At 74.1% G+C, this 18574-nt stretch carries 17 protein-coding genes; 13 read left to right on the forward strand and 4 right to left on the reverse strand.

Going from position 1 to position 18574, the window contains the following annotated elements; translation table 11 throughout:
• Positions 1 to 158 precede the first annotated feature (158 nt).
• The 4 genes from ACZ4TG_RS12865 (at position 159) to ACZ4TG_RS12880 (ending at position 3321) form a co-directional block, all read left to right on the forward strand.
• Positions 159 to 1250: a nitronate monooxygenase gene (locus ACZ4TG_RS12865; protein ID WP_468161984.1), complete on the forward strand. Its 1092-nt coding sequence runs from the start codon at positions 159 to 161 to the stop codon at positions 1248 to 1250.
• The gene (locus tag ACZ4TG_RS12870; protein WP_468161985.1) at positions 1247 to 1990 is read left to right on the forward strand and encodes a 16S rRNA (uracil(1498)-N(3))-methyltransferase; all 744 of its coding nucleotides are present in this window, start codon (positions 1247 to 1249) and stop codon (positions 1988 to 1990) included. Before ACZ4TG_RS12865 ends, ACZ4TG_RS12870 begins: the two co-directional genes overlap by 4 nt.
• A gap of 62 nt (positions 1991 to 2052) precedes the next feature.
• Positions 2053 to 2412 (forward strand): histidine triad nucleotide-binding protein, encoded by a 360-nt coding sequence (locus ACZ4TG_RS12875; protein WP_468161986.1) that lies wholly within the window; start codon positions 2053 to 2055, stop codon positions 2410 to 2412.
• Positions 2413 to 2415: 3 nt separating this feature from the next.
• Positions 2416 to 3321 carry a ribonuclease Z gene (locus ACZ4TG_RS12880; RefSeq protein WP_468161987.1) on the forward strand — a complete coding sequence of 302 codons (906 nt, stop codon included), beginning with the start codon at positions 2416 to 2418 and terminating at the stop codon, positions 3319 to 3321.
• 9 nt (positions 3322 to 3330) lie between these two features.
• Here ACZ4TG_RS12880 and ACZ4TG_RS12885 read toward each other — a convergent pair whose 3' ends face one another.
• A complete protein-coding gene (locus tag ACZ4TG_RS12885; protein ID WP_468161988.1) occupies positions 3331 to 4698 on the reverse strand; it encodes an MFS transporter in 1368 nt (455 codons plus the stop codon).
• Positions 4699 to 4941: 243 nt separating this feature from the next.
• Here ACZ4TG_RS12885 and ACZ4TG_RS12890 point away from each other — a divergent pair, with 243 nt between their 5' ends.
• From ACZ4TG_RS12890 to ACZ4TG_RS12915, 6 genes are all read left to right on the forward strand, one after another.
• Entirely contained in the window at positions 4942 to 6036 is a 1095-nt protein-coding gene (locus ACZ4TG_RS12890) for a carbohydrate kinase family protein (protein ID WP_468161989.1), read from the forward strand.
• Between the two features lie 986 nt (positions 6037 to 7022).
• Positions 7023 to 8069, forward strand: coding sequence for a PhoH family protein (locus ACZ4TG_RS12895; RefSeq protein ID WP_468161990.1), 1047 nt, complete (start codon positions 7023 to 7025; stop codon positions 8067 to 8069).
• A gap of 13 nt (positions 8070 to 8082) precedes the next feature.
• A complete protein-coding gene (gene ybeY, locus ACZ4TG_RS12900; protein ID WP_468161991.1) occupies positions 8083 to 8580 on the forward strand; it encodes an rRNA maturation RNase YbeY in 498 nt (165 codons plus the stop codon).
• A complete protein-coding gene (locus ACZ4TG_RS12905) occupies positions 8577 to 9884 on the forward strand; it encodes a hemolysin family protein (RefSeq protein WP_468161992.1) in 1308 nt (435 codons plus the stop codon). The genes ybeY and ACZ4TG_RS12905 overlap by 4 nt, the downstream gene beginning before the upstream one ends.
• Positions 9881 to 10234, forward strand: a complete 354-nt coding sequence (locus ACZ4TG_RS12910) for an MmcQ/YjbR family DNA-binding protein (RefSeq protein ID WP_468161993.1) — start codon at positions 9881 to 9883, stop codon at positions 10232 to 10234. Before ACZ4TG_RS12905 ends, ACZ4TG_RS12910 begins: the two co-directional genes overlap by 4 nt.
• Before the next feature lie 262 nt (positions 10235 to 10496).
• Entirely contained in the window at positions 10497 to 10850 is a 354-nt protein-coding gene (locus ACZ4TG_RS12915; protein WP_468161994.1) for a cytidine deaminase, read from the forward strand.
• Positions 10851 to 10870: 20 nt separating this feature from the next.
• Here the strand turns inward: ACZ4TG_RS12915 and ACZ4TG_RS12920 are convergent, their stop codons facing one another.
• A complete protein-coding gene (locus ACZ4TG_RS12920; protein WP_468162116.1) occupies positions 10871 to 12136 on the reverse strand; it encodes an MFS transporter in 1266 nt (421 codons plus the stop codon).
• Positions 12137 to 12279: 143 nt separating this feature from the next.
• Here ACZ4TG_RS12920 and ACZ4TG_RS12925 point away from each other — a divergent pair, with 143 nt between their 5' ends.
• From ACZ4TG_RS12925 to era, 3 genes are all read left to right on the forward strand, one after another.
• Positions 12280 to 13302, forward strand: a complete 1023-nt coding sequence (locus ACZ4TG_RS12925) for a GlxA family transcriptional regulator (protein WP_468161995.1) — start codon at positions 12280 to 12282, stop codon at positions 13300 to 13302.
• Positions 13303 to 13440: 138 nt separating this feature from the next.
• Positions 13441 to 14724 (forward strand): WxL domain-containing protein, encoded by a 1284-nt coding sequence (locus ACZ4TG_RS12930; protein ID WP_468161996.1) that lies wholly within the window; start codon positions 13441 to 13443, stop codon positions 14722 to 14724.
• Between the two features lie 1061 nt (positions 14725 to 15785).
• A complete protein-coding gene (era, locus tag ACZ4TG_RS12935) occupies positions 15786 to 16736 on the forward strand; it encodes a GTPase Era (RefSeq protein WP_468162117.1) in 951 nt (316 codons plus the stop codon).
• A gap of 58 nt (positions 16737 to 16794) precedes the next feature.
• On the opposite strand, the gene ACZ4TG_RS12940 is transcribed toward era, so the two are convergent.
• A complete protein-coding gene (locus tag ACZ4TG_RS12940) occupies positions 16795 to 17514 on the reverse strand; it encodes an SAM-dependent methyltransferase (protein WP_468161997.1) in 720 nt (239 codons plus the stop codon).
• A 197-nt stretch (positions 17515 to 17711) separates the two neighbouring features.
• Positions 17712 to 18524, reverse strand: a complete 813-nt coding sequence (locus ACZ4TG_RS12945) for a GNAT family N-acetyltransferase (RefSeq protein ID WP_468161998.1) — start codon at positions 18522 to 18524, stop codon at positions 17712 to 17714.
• Positions 18525 to 18574: the final 50 nt, after the last annotated feature.

Here is an 18574-nt window from a genome sequence, read left to right on the forward strand (position 1 = left end):
ACGGGACCTCCGGCGCACCCCCTCCAGGCGCTTTCCGGGCACTCCCGGGGCCCGTTCCGGGCGGGCTCCAGGCCGGTTACCGACGGCCGCGGAAGCGGACTATGCCAGGCGAATGCGATGATTCGGCCCCGTGCGCGGGACGTGGCACGATGCAGTCCATGTCCTCCGCGCCGAACGGTCTCACCCCTTACCCGATCGTGCAGGCCCCCATGGCGGGCGGCGCCTCCTGTCCGCCGCTCGCCGCCGCCGTGTGCGAGGCGGGCGCGCTGGGATTCCTGGCCGGCGGCTACAAGACCGCCGACGGCATGTACCAGGAGATCAAGCGGCTGCGCGCGCTCACCCGGCGTCCGTTCGGCGTCAACCTCTTCATGCCGCAGACCGGCTACGTGGACCCGGCCGCCATCGAGACGTACCGGGGGCAGCTCGCCGGCGAGGCGGCCTGGTACGAGGTCTCCCTGGCCGAGGACGACATCATCGGCACCTCCGACGACGGCTACGAAGCCAAACTCGCCATCCTCCTGGAGGACCCGGTACCGGTCGTCTCCTTCACCTTCGGCTGCCCCCCGGCGGCCGTCTGCACCCGGCTGCGCGAGGCCGGCACGTACACCGTCGTCACCGTGACCTCGGTCGACGAGGCCCGCACCGCCCAGGCGGCCGGCGCCGACGCCGTCTGCGTCCAGGGCGTCGAGGCGGGCGGCCACCAGGGCACCCACCGCGACGACCCGGAGACCGACGGCACGGCGGCCGTCGGACTGCTCGCGCTGGTGGCGCAGGTGCGCGAGGCCGTGGCCCTCCCGATCATCGCGGCGGGCGGGCTGATGCGCGGCTCGCAGATCGCGGCGCTGCTCGCGGCGGGCGCGGAGGCCGCGCAGCTCGGTACGGCCTTCCTGCCGTGTCCGGAGTCGGGCGCGCACCCGCTGCACAAGAAGGCGCTGACGAACCCGCTGTTCCCGCACACGGAACTCACCCGGGCCTTCTCCGGCCGCCCCGCCCGGGGCCTGGTCAACCGCTTCATGCGCGAGCACGGCCCCTACGCCCCGGCCGCGTACCCGCAGGTCCACCACCTGACCTCGGGGCTGCGCAAGGCGGCCGCCGCCGCCGGGGACCCGCAGGGCATGGCCCTGTGGGCGGGACAGGGGCACCGGCTGGCGCGGGTGCTGCCGGCCGGGGAACTGGTGGAGGTGCTGGCGGCCGAACTGGCCGAGGCGCAGAGCGCGTTGAAGATGTTGCAGATGAGGAGAGCGTCATGACGGCCCCCGTGTTCGTGGTCGAAGAGGTCCCCGCGGGGCCGGAGTTCACCCTGGAAGGCCCCGAAGGCCGGCACGCGGTGTCGGTCAAGCGGCTCAACCCCGGCGAGGAACTCGTCCTCACGGACGGCCGCGGCCGCTGGGCCGAGGCCGTCGTGAAGTCGGCCGAGGGCAAGGACCGGCTCGTCGTCTCCGTCTCCGGGGTCTTCGAGGAACCGGAGGCCGCCGTCCGCATCACCGTCGTACAGGCGCTGCCCAAGGGCGACCGGGGCGAGGTCGCCGTGGAGACGATGACGGAGACCGGGGTCGACGCGATCGTGCCCTGGCAGGCCTCCCGCTGCATCACCCAGTGGCGCGGCGACCGGGGCGCGAAGTCCCTGGCCAAGTGGCGGGGCACCGCCCGGGAGGCGGGCAAGCAGTCCCGCCGCGTGCGCTTCCCGGAGGTGGCCGAGGCCCTGTCCACGAAGCAGGTCGCGGCGCTGCTCGCCGAGGCCGACCTGGCGGTGGTCCTCCACGAGGACCGCGACACCCCCTCGGGGGCCCTGGCCACGGCCGAGCTGCCCGCGTCCGGCTCCATCGTCCTCGTGGTCGGCCCGGAGGGCGGGGTCTCGCCGGAGGAGCTCGCCGCCTTCGCGCAGGCCGGGGCCCACCCGTACCGGCTGGGCCCGTCCGTCCTGCGCACCTCGACCGCCGGCACCGCCGCCGCCGCGGTCCTGCTGGCCCGCACCGGCCGCTGGGGCTGACCCGGGGCGGTCGGGCGCCGGATACGATGCCCGGACCGATCAACGTCACGGGAGGCTCAGCAATGGCCGGGGAACCGCAGGCGGACTGCCTGTTCTGCAAGATCGTCGCTGGTGGCATCCCGGCGACGGTGGTCCGGGAGACCGAGACGACCGTCGCCTTCCGGGACATCAACCCGAAGGCGCCCACGCACGTGCTCGTCATCCCGAAGGTGCACTACCCCGACGCCGCCTCCCTGGCCGCCGCCGAGCCGGGCATCGCCGCCGACGTGCTGCGCGAGGCCGGCCGGATCGCCGCCGACGAGAAGATCGACGGCCAGGGCTACCGGGTCGTCTTCAACACCGGCGCCGGCGCCGGCCAGACCGTCTTCCACGCGCACGCGCACGTCCTCGGCGGCCGCGGCCTCGAGTGGCCCCCCGGATAAGCCGTGTCCGTACGCGAGTTCGTGGTCCTGGGCACCGCCAGCCAGGTCCCCACCCGGCGCCGCAACCACAACGGCTACCTGCTGCGCTGGGACGGCGAAGGCATCCTCTTCGACCCGGGCGAGGGCACCCAGCGCCAGATGCTGCGCGCCGGGGTCGCCGCCCACGACATCAACCGGATCTGCATCACGCACTTCCACGGTGACCACAGCCTCGGCCTGGCCGGGGTGATCCAGCGGATCAACCTCGACCGGGTCCCGCACCCCGTCACCGCGCACTACCCGGCCTCGGGGCAGAAGTTCTTCGACCGGCTCCGGTACGCCACCGCCTACCGGGAGACCGTCCCGCTCAGGGAGGAGCCGGTCGGCGCGGACGGGACGCTGGCGCGCGGGGCCTCGTACGCCCTGGAGGCGCGGCTGCTCTCGCACCCGGTGGAGGCCTTCGGCTACCGGATCACCGAACCGGACGGCCGCCGGATGGTGCCCGGCCTGCTCGCCGAGCACGGGATCAAGGGGCCGGACGTGGGACGGCTCCAGCGCGAGGGGGAGCTGAACGGCATCACCCTGGACGACGTCAGCGAGCCCCGGCCGGGGCAGCGGTTCGCCTTCATCATGGACACCCGGCTCTGCGAGGGCGTGTACGCGCTCGCGGAGGGCTGCGACATGCTGGTGATCGAGTCGACCTTCCTGGACGAGGACGAGCAACTGGCCACCGACCACGGCCACCTCACCGCCGGTCAGGCGGCGCGGGTGGCCCGCGACGCGGGCGTCCGCCACCTGGTGCTGACGCACTTCTCGCAGCGCTACTCCGACCCGTCGGAGTTCGAACGGCAGGCCCGCGCGGCCGGCTACGAGGGCGAACTCACCATCGCGGACGACCTCGCACGGGTCCCGGTGCCGAAGCGGGCGTAGGGACGGCCCTCAGACCCCGGCTTCCTCGGCCGTACGGGCACGGGCCCGCCGGGCCGCCGGGGAGAGCAGCAGGATCCGGCGGGGCAGGCGGCGCAAGGGGCGAACCGAGATCTCCGCGACCTCCAGCTCCTGCGCGCCGACCCGCGGCACGGCGCCGGTGGGAGCGCCCGCGCCGGCGGCCAGCACCGCCGCCGGGGCCCCGCCGCGGCGCCGGACCGAGCCCGGGACCAGCGGGCGGCCGCCCGCGTGCAGCGCGACGGCCGTCATCGGCGCCGCCACGGCGAGCAGCAGCGCCCCCAGGGCCAGGCCCATGCCCGGGAAGCCGACGGCCTCCGCGAGCAGGCTGCCGGTGACGGGCCCGCAGGCCACCCCGAGGGAGGAGGCGGAGCCGGCCAGCACCGCCCAGCGGCCGCGCGGGTCCAGGGCCGCCGCGAGACCGATGACGTACGAGAGCACGATCGGGTAGACCGCGTTCCACAGGACCTCCCCGGCCGCGAAGCCGGCGAGGCCGTGCGCGGAGGTGGCGACCACCACGCAGCCGGCGATCACCGCCGTGCCCGCGCCGATCGGGACCGCCCGGCCCAGCCGGGCGCCGAGGGCGGAGGCGCCCGTGACCCCGAGCAGGCCCCCGCCCAGGGCCGCCGCGAAGACCATGCCGAGGGTGACTTCGGACAGTCCCGCCTGCTCGGCGCCGATCCGGCCGCTGACCCCCCACAGGGCGTTCTGGGCCAGGGACCACAGCATCAGGCCGCCCGCCAGGACCACCCCGGCGCGCGGGTAGGGCAGCCGCCCGGAGGCCCGTACGGCGGGGCCGGGGCGGGCCGGGCCGCCGAGCCGGGCCGTCGCGGGCCAGACGGCCGCCGCGATCAGCGCGATCGCGGCGAACGGCAACCCGTGCCCGCCGCCGAGCCGGGGCAGGGTCAGGTAGAGCGCGCCCGCCGTCGCCGACACCGACAGCAGCCCGAGCGCGGAGGTGCGGTGCGGGTCGCGCTGCCCGGCGATCCCGGCGGCGGCCACGGCGGTCGCGGTCCCGGAGCCGAAGCCGCCGACCACGGCCCCGACGACGACCAGCGGGAGCAGGGAGGTCGCCGCCGCGGTGCCGTAGCCGGCGACGGCCAGCAGCAGCCCGGTCCGGGCCGGGGTGCGGGGCCCGAGGCGGGCGATGCGGGAGGCGAAGACGAACCCGGCGGCGGCGGATCCCAGCAGCAGGGCCGAACCGATCAGGCCGGCCTGGGCGGGGCTCAGCGGCAGGTGCGCGTCGAGCCGTCCGACCACGGTCGGGAGCAGGTACGGGGCGGAGTAGCCGGCTGTGAAAAGCGCCACCAGGGGCCAGGCGGCGGGGTGTGCGGAGGTCGCCGCGGGGGAGGTGTTCGACACGGGTGTTCCCGGTGGTGCGCGGGTGGAACGAGGAGATCCGCAGGGTGGGCGGTGCACCTGTTTATCAAGCGGCGGGAGCCGAGCAGAAGAGCGACCCGGTGGTGATGTGCGTCACACTGGGTTTTGGTCCCGCCGGACCGGGGCAGGGGTGCCAGCTTTCCACCGCAATCCTGCACGCAGAAACGACTCTTCGACACTTCTACGAGACTTCGATCCAGACACGCGCGAAACGGGGAGCACACCGTGACCAGTCGGGACAGCCGCACCAGCCGCTCCGGAAAACTGGACCCACTCGGTCCGGTCCGGGATCCCCAAGAGCCGGGCTGCGACGTCTTCCTGACGGGGACGGTCTTCCTCGACATCATCTTCACCGGCCTCGACTCGGCCCCGGTCCGCGGTACGGAGTCGTGGGCGCGCGGCATGGGCTCCAGCCCCGGCGGCGTCGCCAACATGGCCGCCGCGCTGGCCCGGCTCGGCCTGCGCACCTCGCTCGCCGCGGCCTTCGGGGACGACCACTACGGCGAGTACTGCTGGGACGCGCTGGAACAGGGCGAGGGCATCGACCTGTCGATGTCGCGCACCATCCCCGGCTGGCACAGCCCCGTCACCGTCTCGATGGCGTACGAGGGCGAGCGCACGATGGTCTCCCACGGGCACGAGGCCCCGCCCCCGGCGGGCCCCGACCGCTTCCCGCAGTGCCCGCCGCGAGCCAGGGCGGCCGTGGCCTCGCTGGGGCCCGGCCGGGGCGAGGAGTGGATCGCGGAGGCCGCCCGGCAGGGCTCGCGGGTCTTCGCCGACGTCGGCTGGGACGAGAGCGGGCGGTGGGACCTGGGAGCGCTGGGCGACCTGGAGCACTGCGAGGCCTTCCTGCCGAACGCGGGCGAGGCCATGCGGTACACGCGGACCGACTGCCCGCGGGCGGCGGCCCGGGCGCTGGCGGAGAAGGTGCCGGTCGCGGTGGTGACGATGGGGGCGGAGGGCTCGTACGCCGTCGACGGGCGGACCGGGGAGACGGCGGAGGTCCCGGGGATCACGGTGGAGGCGCTGGACCCGACGGGGGCCGGGGACGTGTACGTGGCGGGGTTCGTGACGGGCACCCTGGCGGGGTGGCCGCTGGCGGACCGGCTGGCCTTCGCGGGGCTGACGGCGGCGCTGTCGGTACAGGAGTTCGGCGGCTCCCTGTCCGCCCCCGGCTGGCCGGAGGTGTCCCACTGGTGGCACAGCGCCCCGGCCGAGCTGCGGGGACGGTACGGGTTCCTGGACGCCCTCGTCCCCGCGGGGGCGGCCCCGGGGCCGCGGCGCCGGGCGGTTCCGACGATCGGCTTCCGAGCCCCTTAGCCCTGGCCGGGCGTTTACGGGGTTCGGGGTGTCCCCGGTACCCCGGGTTGGTTTGCAGCTCGGCCGTTGCCCTGGCCGGGCGGTTTCCGGGGTTCGGGCTGCCCGTGCCGGGCCGGGTCGGTTTGCAGCTCGGTTGCTGCGGGTCGCCTCAAGCGCCGGCGGGGCTGGGGTGGTGGGTCGGTGCCGTGTCCGGGGTGGGGTGTCGTCCGGGGCGGGCATGATTTATGGCGCCTGTTCAGGACCTTGAAGTTCGGGCTTCTGTGCGCCACAAATCACGTTTTAGCCCCGGTCGACACCCCACCCCGGCCCCGTCACCGACCCAGGTGGTCGGGTGTCTTTTTCCCCTCACGGTGGGGGTTGGGCTTCGTGGCCGGGGGCGGTGTCGGGGTGGGGTGTTGTCCGGGGCTAAAACGTGATTTGTTGGCGCCCTGTACCGCCCGGCCACTGGGGACTCGGTTCGGGCGCCATAAATCATGCCCGCCCCGGACCACACCCCACCCCGACACCGCCACCGGCACCCCGCCCAGACCGCAGCCAAACCCAGCCCCGCCGGTGCTTGAGGCGCCCGGGCGCAGCCCGGGGCCGGAAGCAACGGCGCCGCAGGCGACCAACTCAACCGCCCGGCCAGGGCACCGGCCGGCGCTTGAGGCGCCCCGCAGCAGCCGAGCTGCAAACGAGCCCCGCCCCGCAGGGGGCAACCCACCCCCGCCCGGCCAGGGCACCAGCAGCCGAGCTGCAAACAAGCCCCGCCCCGCAGGGGCAACCCGTTCCCCGCCCGGCCAGGGCACCGGCAGCCGAGCTGCAAACCAAACCCCGCCCCGCAGGGGCACCCCGAACCCCGTCAACCGCCCGGCCAGGGCAGGGGCGGCTCCCGGAGGGAAAACCCCTCGGGGAAGGCCCTGGGGAGACGTACCCTTGGTAGTCCGGAGGTCGACGATCCGCGCGACCCCTCAGTGGGAGGTATGCGCAGGCCACAGTGCCGGCCCATGACTCAGACACCGACAGCCCGCACCCCCGCGCCGGGCCAGGCGCGAGCCCACTTCACCGTTCCGGCCACGCACCCCATGGTGACCGTGCTCGGTTCCGGTGACGCCCTGTTGCGCGTGATCGAGAAGGCCTTCCCGAAGGCCGACATCCATGTTCGGGGCAATCAGGTCAGCGCGATCGGCGAAGCGGCGGAAGTCGCCCTGATCCAGCGCCTGTTCGACGAGATGATGCTGGTGCTCCGCACCGGGCAGTCGATGACGGAGGACGCAGTGGAACGCTCGATCGCCATGCTCAAGGCGAACGGCAACGGCAGCCGCGAGGACGAGACGCCCGCCGAGGTGCTCACGCAGAACATCCTCTCCAGCCGCGGCCGGACCATCCGTCCCAAGACCCTCAACCAGAAGCGCTACGTCGACGCGATCGACAAGAACACGATCGTCTTCGGCATCGGTCCCGCCGGTACCGGCAAGACCTACCTCGCCATGGCCAAGGCGGTCCAGGCCCTGCAGTCCAAGCAGGTCAGCCGGATCATCCTGACCCGTCCCGCCGTCGAGGCGGGCGAGCGGCTCGGCTTCCTGCCGGGCACGCTGTTCGACAAGATCGACCCGTACCTGCGTCCGCTCTACGACGCGCTGCACGACATGATCGACCCGGATTCGATTCCGCGGCTCATGGCCGCCGGGACCATCGAGGTGGCCCCCCTGGCGTACATGCGCGGCCGGACGCTCAACGAGGCGTTCGTCGTCCTGGACGAGGCGCAGAACACCAGTCCGGAGCAGATGAAGATGTTCCTGACCCGGCTCGGCTTCGACTCGAAGATCGTGATCACCGGTGACGTCACGCAGGTCGACCTGCCGGGCGGCACCAAGAGCGGTCTGCGCCAGGTCCAGGAGATCCTCGACGGGGTGCCGGACATCCACTTCTCGCGGCTCACCTCCGAGGATGTCGTCCGGCACAAGCTGGTCGGCCGTATCGTCGACGCGTACGAGAAGTACGACGACAGCCAGGACTCCAGGCAGTCCCGGAACGGCTACCAGCGGAAGTAGAACCCAGCGCACCATGTCGATCGACGTCAACAACGAGTCCGGAATCGAGGTCGACGAGCAGGCGGTCCTCGACATCGCCCGCTACGCGCTCACCCGGATGCGGATCCACCCGCTCTCCGAGCTCTCCGTCATCGTGGTGGACGAGGAGGCGATGGAGCAGCTCCACATCCAGTGGATGGACCTGCCCGGACCCACCGACGTCATGTCCTTCCCGATGGACGAGCTGCGTCCGCCGACGAAGGACGACGAGGAGCCCCCGCAGGGGCTCCTCGGCGACATCGTCCTGTGCCCCGAGGTGGCCAAGCGCCAGGGCGAGGAAGCGCCTACGCGGCACTCCATGGACGAGGAGCTCCAGCTCCTGACCGTCCACGGGGTGCTGCACCTGCTCGGGTACGACCACGAGGAGCCGGACGAGAAGGCCGAGATGTTCGGCCTCCAGGCGGCCATCGTCGACGGCTGGCGCGGTGAGCGCGGCCTGACCGGTCCGTCACCCGCGCCCACCGTCTCGTGAACGCGTTCCAGCTGATCACCGGGGCGGTCCTGCTGGTGGTGGTCGCCTGGTTCGCGGCGTGTGCCGAGTCCGGGATCGCCCGTATCTCCGGCTTCCGCGCCGAGCAGGCCGTACGGGAGGGCCGGCGCGGCAGCGCGAAGCTCGCGCAGGTCGCCGGCGACCCCACCCGCTACCTCAACGTGGCGCTGCTGGTCCGGGTGACCTGCGAGATGGCGGCGGGGGTGCTCGTCACGTACGTCTGCCTCGACGAGTTCGGCGAGAACTGGACCGCGCTGCTCGTGGCCATCGCGGTGATGGTGCTGGTGTCGTTCGTCGCGGTGGGGGTCTCGCCGCGCACCATCGGCCGGCAGCATCCGCTGAACACGGCGACGGCCGCGGCGTACGTCCTCGTACCGCTCGCCCGGGTGATGGGTCCGATCCCGCAGCTGCTCATCCTCATCGGCAACGCGCTCACGCCCGGGAAGGGCTTCCGCAAGGGGCCGTTCGCCTCCGAGGCCGAGCTGCGCGCGATGGTGGACCTGGCGGAGCGGGAGTCCCTGATCGAGGACGACGAGCGCCGGATGGTGCATCAGGTCTTCGAGCTGGGTGACACGCTGGTGCGCGAGGTGATGGTGCCGCGTACGGACCTGGTGTGCATCGAGCGGTACAAGACGATCCGTCAGGCGACCACGCTCGCCCTGCGGTCCGGCTTCTCGCGCATCCCGGTGACCGGGGAGAACGAGGACGACATCGTCGGGATCGTGTACCTGAAGGACCTCGTCCGCAAGACGCACATCAGCCGGGAGGCGGAGTCGGACCTGGTCTCGACGGCGATGCGGCCGGCGCTGTTCGTGCCCGACACCAAGAACGCGGGCGATCTGCTGCGGGAGATGCAGCAGGTGCGCAACCACGTGGCCGTCGTCGTCGACGAGTACGGCGGCACGGCCGGCATCGTCACGATCGAGGACATCCTGGAGGAGATCGTCGGCGAGATCACCGACGAGTACGACCGGGAGCTCCCGCCGGTCGAGGACCTGGGCGCCGACCGCTACCGGGTCACGGCGCGGCTCGACATCACCGACCTCGGCGAGCTGTTCGGGGTCGAGGACTTCGACGACGAGGACGTGGAGACGGTCGGCGGGCTGCTGGCGAAGGCGCTGGGGCGGGTGCCGATCGCGGGTGCCTCGTCGGTCGTGGAGCTGCCGGACGGGCGGCCGCTGCGGCTGACGGCCGAGTCCCCGGCGGGGCGCCGGAACAAGATCGTGACGGTGCTGGTGGAGCCGATGGCCACGGCCTCCGGTGACGACGGGGAGGGTGTGGAGTGACTCCGGAGCAGTTGCGGGCGTTCTGTCTGGGCTTCAACGCGGCGGTGGAGGAGTTCCCCTTCACGCCCGAGACCTCGGTGTTCAAGGTGCTGGGGAAGGTGTTCGCGCTGTCGGCGCTGGACGCGGAGCCGTTGAAGGTCAACCTCAAGTGCGAGCCGGAGCTGGCGGTGCGGCTCCGGGCGGAGCACGAGGCGATCGTGCCGGGCTGGCACATGAACAAGCGGCACTGGAACACCGTGACGGTGGGCGGACTTCCGGACGCGATGGTGCGGGAGCTGGTGGAGGACTCGTACGACCTGGTGGTCGCCGGGCTGCCGAGGGCGGAGCGGCTCCGCCTCGACCGGCCGTGAGGCCCGGCCGTGAGTCCCGGCCGTGAGGGCCGGCCGTTTTTGTATCTCAGGCACCAAGGATGGAATCAAGTAGGGTCCAAGGTCACGTATGCCCGGGACCTTTAGATCATTGGTTGTTCTTACTCTCCGCTTAGGTTTGGCGGTGCCGAGCAAGATCCGTTCTGCTGGGTGCCCCGTGTTCGGGGGGACACGGGGACGGAGGGGAGAGCGTCTCGGCGGGGTCGTTGCGCGGCCCCGCCGAGGTGCTCCATATGCTTCGCCCATGACCGAAAGCACCGGGATCGACCCCGAGGACAGCAAGATCATCACGCTGGCGCGCAGCGCCCGGGCCCGCAACGGGGTGCCCGAGGGCGCGGCGGTCCGGGACGAGACGGGCCGTACGTACGTCGCCGGGACCGTGGAGCTGGACTCCCTCAAGCTGAGCGCGCTCCAGACGGCCGTCGCCATGGCGGTGGCGAGCGGGGCGCAGTCCCTGGAGGCCGCCGCCGTGGTCAGCGCGGCCGACGCCCCGGCGGAGGCCGACCGCGCCGCGGTCCGCGACCTCGGCGGCCCGGACGTCCCGGTGTTCCTCGCGGCCCCGGACGGCACCCTCAGGTCCACCACCCAGGCCGGCTGACCCGCGCCGCGGCCCGACGGTCAGGCCGTCGCGGGGGCGGTCCCGCGGCGGATCACCATCGCCATCAGCGCGGCCATCGCGCACAGGCCGCCCGACGCGTACCAGACCAGGTCGTACGAGCCGAAGGCGTCGCGCGCCAAACCGCCCAGGAAGGCCACCAGGGCCGCGCCCACCTGGTGCGAGGCCAGGACCCAGCCGAAGACGATCGCGCTGTCCTCTCCGTAGTGCTCGCGGCACAGCGCGATCGTCGGCGGGACGGTGGCGACCCAGTCCAGGCCGTAGAAGATGATGAAGAAGACCATCGGCGGGTGTACGGACGGCGCCAGCAGCATCGGCAGGAACATCAGCGAGATCCCGCGCAGGGCGTAGTACACGGCCAGCAGGCGGCGCGCCTCGAAGCGGTCCGTGAACCAGCCGGACGCGATCGTGCCGACCACGTCGAACACGCCGATCACCGCGAGCAGTCCGGCGGCCGTCGTCACCGGCATGCCGTGGTCGTGGGCCGACGGCACGAAGTGGGTCCGGATCAGCCCGTTGGTGGAGGCCCCGCAGATCGCGAAGGTGCCCGCCAGCAGCCAGAACGGCCCCGTCCGGGCGGCCTTGAACAGCACCGTCACCGCCCGGCGCGCGGCCCCCCGGGCCGGTGCGGGCTTCTCCGCGTACGTGCCCCCGTACGGGGCGAGCCCCACGTCCGCCGGGTGGTCGCGCAGCAGCAGCCACACGAACGGGACGACCGCCAGCGCCGCCAGCGACACCGTCACCGCCGCCGGACGCCAGCCGTGGCGCTCCACCAGCCAGGACAGCAGGGGCAGGAAGATCAGCTGGCCGGAGGCCCCGGCGGCGGTCAGGATGCCGGTGACGAGCCCGCGCCGGGCGGTGAACCAGCGGTTGCTCACCGTCGCCGCGAAGGCCAGCGCCATCGAGCCGCTGCCCAGGCCCACCAGCACGCCCCAGAACAGCACCAGCTGCCAGGACGCGGTCATCCAGAGCGTGGCCACGGTGCCGCCGGATATGACCAGCAGGGCCAGGGCCACCACCTTGCGGATGCCGAAGCGGTCCATCAGCGCGGCGGCGAACGGCGCGGTGAGCCCGTACAGGGCGAGGTTGACGGAGACGGCGAGGCCGATCGTGCCGCGCGACCAGTCGAACTCCTCGTGCAGCGGCTCGATGAGGAGTCCGGGCAGGGAGGCGAAGGCGGCCGCGCCGATGATCGTCACGAAGGCGACGGCCGCGGCGAACCAGGCGCGGTGTACGCGCCCGGGCTTCTTCGGGGCCACGGGTGCCACCGGGGCGGATGCGGGGGTGGGTGCGGGAGTGGAGGCGGGAGTGGGAGCGGGAGTTGGGGCTGTCTGCGTCACACCGACAGCTTCCGGCCCGGGGAGGACCGTACGACAGTGGCCTGACTGACATGCTTCGATATGATCGGGCCATGGAGCATCGCGCGCACCGGATCGTCGTCCTCGCCCTCGCCGGACTGCTGCCCTTCGAGCTCGGCATCCCGCACCGGATCTTCGGCCGCGCCAAGGACTCCGCCGGACGGCCGCTGTACGAGATCCTCACCTGCGGGCTCGCCCCCGGGCCGGTGCAGACCGACGCCGACTTCGCGATCCAGGTCGGCCACGGCCCGGAGCTGCTGGCCACGGCCGACACCGTCGTGGTGCCCGCCTCGTACGAGCTGGGGCCGGTGCACGAGCACGGGCGGCTGACCGAGGAGCTCGCCGGCGCCCTCGCCCACATCCGGCCCGGTACCCGGCTGGTCTCCATCTGCACGGGCGGCTACGTACTCGCCGCCGCCGGGTACCTCGACGGCCGCCGGGCGACCACCCACTGGGCCTCCGCCGAGCACTTCCAGCAGATGTTCCCCGCCGTACGGGTCGACCCGGGCGTGCTCTACACCGACGACGGGGAGGTGCTGACCTCCGCCGGAGTCGCCGCCGGCATCGACCTGTGCCTGCACATCGTGCGCCGCGACCACGGCGCGGCCGTCGCCAACGAGGTGGCCCGGCGGACCGTCGTGCCGCCCCACCGCGACGGCGGGCAGGCGCAGTTCATCGACCGTCCGGTGCCCGAACCGCAGCTGGCCAGCACCACGGCGGCGCGCGCCTGGGTGCTGGACCGGCTGCACGAGCCGCTCCGGCTGAGCGACATGGCCCGGCAGGAGGCCATGTCGGTACGGACGTTCACGCGCCGCTTCCGCGAGGAGTCCGGGGTCAGCCCCGGGGAGTGGATCGTCGGGCAGCGGGTGGAGCGGGCGCGGCGGCTGCTGGAGCGGACGGACCTGCCGATGGAACGGATCGCGCGGGAGGCGGGGTTCGGGACGGCGCAGTCGCTGCGCAAACACGTGCAGGCGGCGCTGGGGGTGAGCCCGACGGCGTACCGGCGGACCTTCCGGGAGGTGGGCACCCTCCCATCTCCTGATGGGCCATCAGTTGGTGCCGGGTCCGTGCATTGACTTCTTCCGCCGCCCGCTCGTGAATGGCCCCCTGCCGGGGTGACGTGACGCAGGGGGCGGACAGTGCGAACAGGCCGGACGGGGCGCACGCGGGCGCACAACAGGAGATGGTCGGCAGCCGTCGGCGCGGCAGGCAGCATGGCCCTGCTCGCGGCCGCAACGGGGGGCGCGCTCAGTACGACGGCCGCCGCGGAGGGACAAACTCCCCCCGGGCAGGTCGAGTTCCCCACCCAGTGCCTGCCGCCGCAGGAGGCCGGACTGCCGCCCGCCGACGGGCCGACCGCGGCACGGCTCACCGTCGACAACCCGGCCCCGCGCGTCGGGGACACCGTCACCGTGACCTACCGCGTCGCCCGCACCCCGGCCGTGAACCCCGTCGCGGCCGAACTGCCCGCCGACGTGCTGACCCCGACCGGGCGGATCGTGCTCGCGGGAGCGCAGAGCGGCGAGGTGACCGTCGTCGGCGCCACGCGCAACGAGCCCGTACCGGCGGGGGCGGCGCTGGCGGGCGTGACCATGACCGGCACCTTCACCGTCACCGCCCCCGGCGAGATCACGCTGGCCCCGGGCGGCTACACCCTGCACACCAGCCACCTGCTGGACCTGGACACCGTGTGTACCGCCGCCGGAGCCCCCGTCTCCGAACGGCTCACCGCGACCCCGCTGCCCACGGCCAACCTGCGCGCCCTCGCCCTGGGCGCGGCGTACGGGAAACCGGGCGCGAAGGTCCGGGTCACCGGCTCCGGCTTCGCCCCGGGCGCGGCCGTGACGGTGGCCGGCCGGGCCGGCGCCGCCGAGACCGCCGACCGGGTGGCGGCCACGGCCGACGAGCGGGGGGCGGTCACCGCGGAACTGCCGGTCACCGACAGGGCCACGACGGGGGTCGCGGCGTACGAGGGCACGGCCTGGTCGGCGCAGCGGGGGTCGGGGGCGGCCGCCTACACCGTCATCGACCCCGCGCCGCTGCCGCCGGGCACGCTGCGGGTGACGGCCGTGGTGGAGCCGGGGGCGCTGGCGATGACCCAGGCGGGGGAGTCGGTGCTGCTGGGCGCGGTCCCGTACGGGGAGGGCGGCGCTGCGGGCGGCCGGATCGGCACCGTCACGGTCAAGGACGAGCGGGGCGGCCCGGCGGGGTGGTCGCTGGTCGGCAAGGTCACGGACTTCACGGGGCCGGGCGGGGTGCGGATCCCGGGGGCCTCGCTGTCGTGGACCCCCTCCTGCGCGGCGGCGGCCGGGAGCCCGAGCGCCTGCCGGGCGGGCAGCGCGGGGGAGGTCGGGCCGGAGGGGGCGGTGCTGGCGTCGACGGCCGACGCCGCACTGGTCGGGGGCACGTTCACGATCGACGCCGGCGTCGTGCTGAAGGTCCCGCCGTACACCCCGCCGGGGGCCTACACGGCGGTCCTGACCCTGACCCTGACATGACGCCGGGCGCGGCGCGGTTCTGCGGACCGCGTGCGGGGCGGGGGCGGGGCGCTGCCGAGCGGGGCGCCGCCGTGCGGATCGGGGCCGCGCGGATCGGGGCCCGGCCGTGGCGGTCCGCGGCCGTCCGGGCCGGCCGGCGGTGGGTGGCCGTGGCGGCGGCCGTGGTCGTGGCCGTGCTCGGGACCGGGATCGTGCTGCTCGGGACCCCCGGGACGGCCCGGGCCGCGGACAACGGGCAGTGGTCCGTGCTGCCCGCCGCCAGCGCCGTCGGACAGCGCCCGTACTTCTACCTGGCCGCCGCTCCCGGCGCCGCCGTCCGGGACACCGTCACCGTCGCCAACCGCACCGACCGGCCCCGCACCTTCCGGCTCTACCCCGCAGACGCCTACAACACCGCCCGCGACGGCGGCTTCGCCCTCCGCGGCCCCGAGGAGCCGCGCCGCGCCACCGCGGCCTGGGCGCGGCTCGCACAGGAGCGGGTCACGGTGCCGGCCCGGGGCGCGGTCGACGTCGCCTTCACCGTCACCGTCCCCGACCGGGCCGAGCCCGGGGACCACCCCGGGGCCATCGTGGCGGTGGAGGACCAGCCCGCCGCCACCGCGCAGGGCATCGGCGTGCGGCAGGCCGTCGCCGCCCGGCTCTACCTCCGGGTCAGCGGCCCGACCGCGCCCGCCCTCGCCGTCCGGGACGTGCGGATCTCGGCCGGCGGGAAGGGCCGGGGCGCGCAGGTCACGTACACGCTCCACAACCTCGGCAATGTCACCCTCCGCCCCCGCGCCACCCTCACCGCCACCGGAGCCCTCGGCCGGCCCCTGTCCGAGCGCACCCTCACCGGCCTGCCGACCGAGCTGCTGCCCGGCCAGCAGATCCGGCTCAGCAGCAGGTGGGACGGCCCGCCCGCCCTGGAGTGGGCCCGGGTGACGGTGCGCGCGGGCGACGCCGGAGCCGGCGCCGAGGGCGCCGCCGACCACGCCGCGCACCCCCTCCTGGCGGCCCTCCTCGCGGCCGCTTCGGTCCTCCTGGCCGCGGCCTGGTCGGCGCTGGGACCCGCATCGGGGAGAATGGCCCGTATGAGCGATCGTTCCCCCGAGCCCACCGCCCCGCACCGCGCGGGCTTCGCATGCTTCGTCGGCCGCCCCAACGCGGGTAAGTCGACCCTGACCAACGCGCTCGTGGGCACCAAGGTCGCGATCACCTCCAACCGGCCGCAGACCACCCGCCACACGGTCCGCGGCATCGTGCACCGCCCGGACGCCCAGCTCGTACTGGTCGACACCCCCGGCCTGCACAAGCCGCGCACCCTGCTCGGCGAGCGCCTGAACGACGTCGTCCGGACCACCTGGTCCGAGGTCGACGTCATCGGCTTCTGCCTGCCGGCCGACCAGAAGCTCGGCCCCGGTGACAAGTTCATCGCGAAGGAGCTCGCGGGGATCAAGAAGACCCCCAAGATCGCCATCATCACCAAGACCGACCTGGTCGAGTCCAAGGCGCTGGCCGAGCAGCTGCTCGCCGTCCACCAGCTCGGTGCCGAGCTGGGCTTCGAGTGGGCCGAGATCGTCCCCGTCTCGGCGGTCGGCGACAGCCAGGTCCAGCTGCTGGCCGACCTGATCGCGCCGCTGCTGCCGGAGAGCCCGCCGCTGTACCCGGAGGGCGACCTCACCGACGAGCCCGAGATGGTGATGGTCGCGGAGCTGATCCGCGAGGCCGCGCTGGAAGGCGTACGGGACGAGCTCCCGCACTCCATCGCCGTCGTGGTCGAGGAGATGATCCCCCGGGAGAACCGCCCGGCGGACCGGCCGCTGCTCGACATCCACGCGAACGTCTACATCGAGCGCCCCAGCCAGAAGGGCATCATCATCGGCCCGAAGGGCTCCCGCCTCAAGGAGGTCGGGATGAAGTCGCGCAAGCACATCGAGGCCCTGCTCGGCACGCCGGTCTTCCTCGACCTGCACGTGAAGGTCGCCAAGGACTGGCAGCGCGACCCCAAGCAGCTGCGCAAGCTGGGCTTCTGATCCCCCGGCCGCGCGGCGGGCCCCACGGCCCGGCCCGGCGCGGCCTCCTGGGTGCGGCCTAGGCGGCCTCGCCCAGTCGGCGCACCTTCACCGCGTTGTCCGTCCGGGTCCCGGGCCGGCCGTCAGGCTGGTTCTGGACCCGTTCGTGTTCCTCCGCCAGCAGCACCTCCCACGTGCCCTCGGGGAGCTCCAGCTGCTCGACGACCTCCTCGGGGGTCGGGAACTCCACCCCCGGGACCGGCGCCTCCTGCCAGGGGGCCCAGCCCGCGTGGCCGACGACCAGCAAGATCCCGCCGGGGGCCACGGCGGCGGCGGCCCGGCGCAGGATCCGCGCGCGCGGGAAGTCCCCGTACGAGTGCAGGAAGCAGGCGGAGACGAGGTCGTACTCCCCGGCCGGGAACGACTGCGCGAAGTCGTGCCGCTGCCACTCCACCCGGTCGCCGACCCCGGCGTCCGCCGCGTGCGCGGCCGCCCGCTCCAGCGCCACCCCGGAGATGTCGGTCCCGGTGACCCGCCAGCCCTGCCGGGCCAGCCAGACGGTGTCGCCGCCCTCGCCACAGCCGAGGTCGAGGGCCCGGCCGGGGGCGAGGCCGGCGGTCTCGCGGACCAGGGCGGCGTTGGCCTCGCCGCTCCAGATCCGGTCGCTCTCCCGGTAGCGGCCGTCCCAGAACTCCTCGCCGGTGACTCCGGGCTCGGGCGCTTGGGGCCGCGCGTGGGCGTGGGCCTGGGTGTGGGCCTGGGCGTGCGCGGGGGCGGGCTGGTGCTGCTGGTCGGACATCGGGGCCTCTTCCTCGACGGCGGCGGGTGCCGGCTGGCTGTACCGCCGATGCTCCGCCCGCGCCCCGCGTACCGCCAAAGACTCTTGCCGTTCCGGCAAAACGCCGCGCCGACCTCCGGCGGGCACCTCCGGTACGTCCGGCACCCGGCCGGGAAGCGGATCCCCAGGTCCCGCTCCGCCCAGGCCACCTCGGCCTCCTAGGCCCCGGTCTGCGGCGGCTCCGCGATCAGGGCCGTTCCCACCCGGCGGAAGCCGGCCCGGCCGTAGATCCGGGCCACGTCCTCGTCCCCGGCCGAGAGGAACACCGTCCGGGCGCCGCCCGCCAGGGCCTGCGCGATCAGGGCCGCCGTCACGCCGAGGGCCAGGCCCTGCCGTCGCGCGGCCGGGAGGGTGCCGACCCCGACGACCTCCGCCACGTCGCCGACCGGGTTGTACTGTCCCGAGCAGAGGACCACCCCGTCCCGTACGGCCGCGGCCATCCCCGTGCGGCCCGACGCGAGCATCCCGGACACCCGTGCCCGGCGCGGTTCCACCGCCGGGTCCGTCAGTGCCGCGGCCAGCTCCGCCGCCCCGGCCTCGCCCGGGGCGGTCCCGGGCGCCGCGAACGCCAGCATCGGCACCGTCACGGACGCCGCCAGCAGCGGGTCGCCCGCGCCGAGGGCCCGTACCTCCGGATGCGGCGGGAGGGTCTTCGCCGCGTCCAGCACCATCAGCGGGTGGGCGTGGACGTGCAGCCCCGCCTCTTCCACCGCACCCCGCAGGGAGGGGCTGTTTTCGGCCACCCATTCGAACGCCTCGGGTATGTCCAGCTCGCGCTGGCGGGCCAGGACCCGCCGCACATCGGCGACGGAGGCCTCGGGACCGCCGAGCGCGGGCCGCGCGTAGTACGGCCAGCCCGCGCCCTCCTGCACGAACAGGGTCAGCGGCCCGAAGTCCTCGGCCCGGGCGCCACCCGCCCGGGGAGCGGAGTCGTAGTACCGCTCAAGGGCAGCCAAGATGGTCGTCGTCATGCGGCAATCCAAGCAAGACGGCAGCTCCCGGCGCACCCCCTTTGCGCGCG

The organism is Streptomyces sp. NPDC028314, from assembly GCF_055565795.1.

What these genes read in the sequence shown, in the direction of transcription:
- ACZ4TG_RS12930 (WP_468161996.1), top strand. Translation starts at nt 13,441, where the DNA reads ATGGCCCTGCTCGCGGCCGCAACGGGGGGCGCGCTCAGTACGACGGCC.
- ACZ4TG_RS12945 (WP_468161998.1), bottom strand. Translation starts at nt 18,524, where the DNA reads ATGACGACGACCATCTTGGCTGCCCTTGAGCGGTACTACGACTCCGCT.
- ACZ4TG_RS12870 (WP_468161985.1), top strand. Translation starts at nt 1,247, where the DNA reads ATGACGGCCCCCGTGTTCGTGGTCGAAGAGGTCCCCGCGGGGCCGGAG.
- ACZ4TG_RS12895 (WP_468161990.1), top strand. Translation starts at nt 7,023, where the DNA reads ATGACTCAGACACCGACAGCCCGCACCCCCGCGCCGGGCCAGGCGCGA.
- ACZ4TG_RS12925 (WP_468161995.1), top strand. Translation starts at nt 12,280, where the DNA reads ATGGAGCATCGCGCGCACCGGATCGTCGTCCTCGCCCTCGCCGGACTG.
- ACZ4TG_RS12865 (WP_468161984.1), top strand. Translation starts at nt 159, where the DNA reads ATGTCCTCCGCGCCGAACGGTCTCACCCCTTACCCGATCGTGCAGGCC.
- era (WP_468162117.1), top strand. Translation starts at nt 15,786, where the DNA reads ATGGCCCGTATGAGCGATCGTTCCCCCGAGCCCACCGCCCCGCACCGC.
- ACZ4TG_RS12875 (WP_468161986.1), top strand. Translation starts at nt 2,053, where the DNA reads ATGGCCGGGGAACCGCAGGCGGACTGCCTGTTCTGCAAGATCGTCGCT.
- ybeY (WP_468161991.1), top strand. Translation starts at nt 8,083, where the DNA reads ATGTCGATCGACGTCAACAACGAGTCCGGAATCGAGGTCGACGAGCAG.
- ACZ4TG_RS12915 (WP_468161994.1), top strand. Translation starts at nt 10,497, where the DNA reads ATGACCGAAAGCACCGGGATCGACCCCGAGGACAGCAAGATCATCACG.
- ACZ4TG_RS12940 (WP_468161997.1), bottom strand. Translation starts at nt 17,514, where the DNA reads ATGTCCGACCAGCAGCACCAGCCCGCCCCCGCGCACGCCCAGGCCCAC.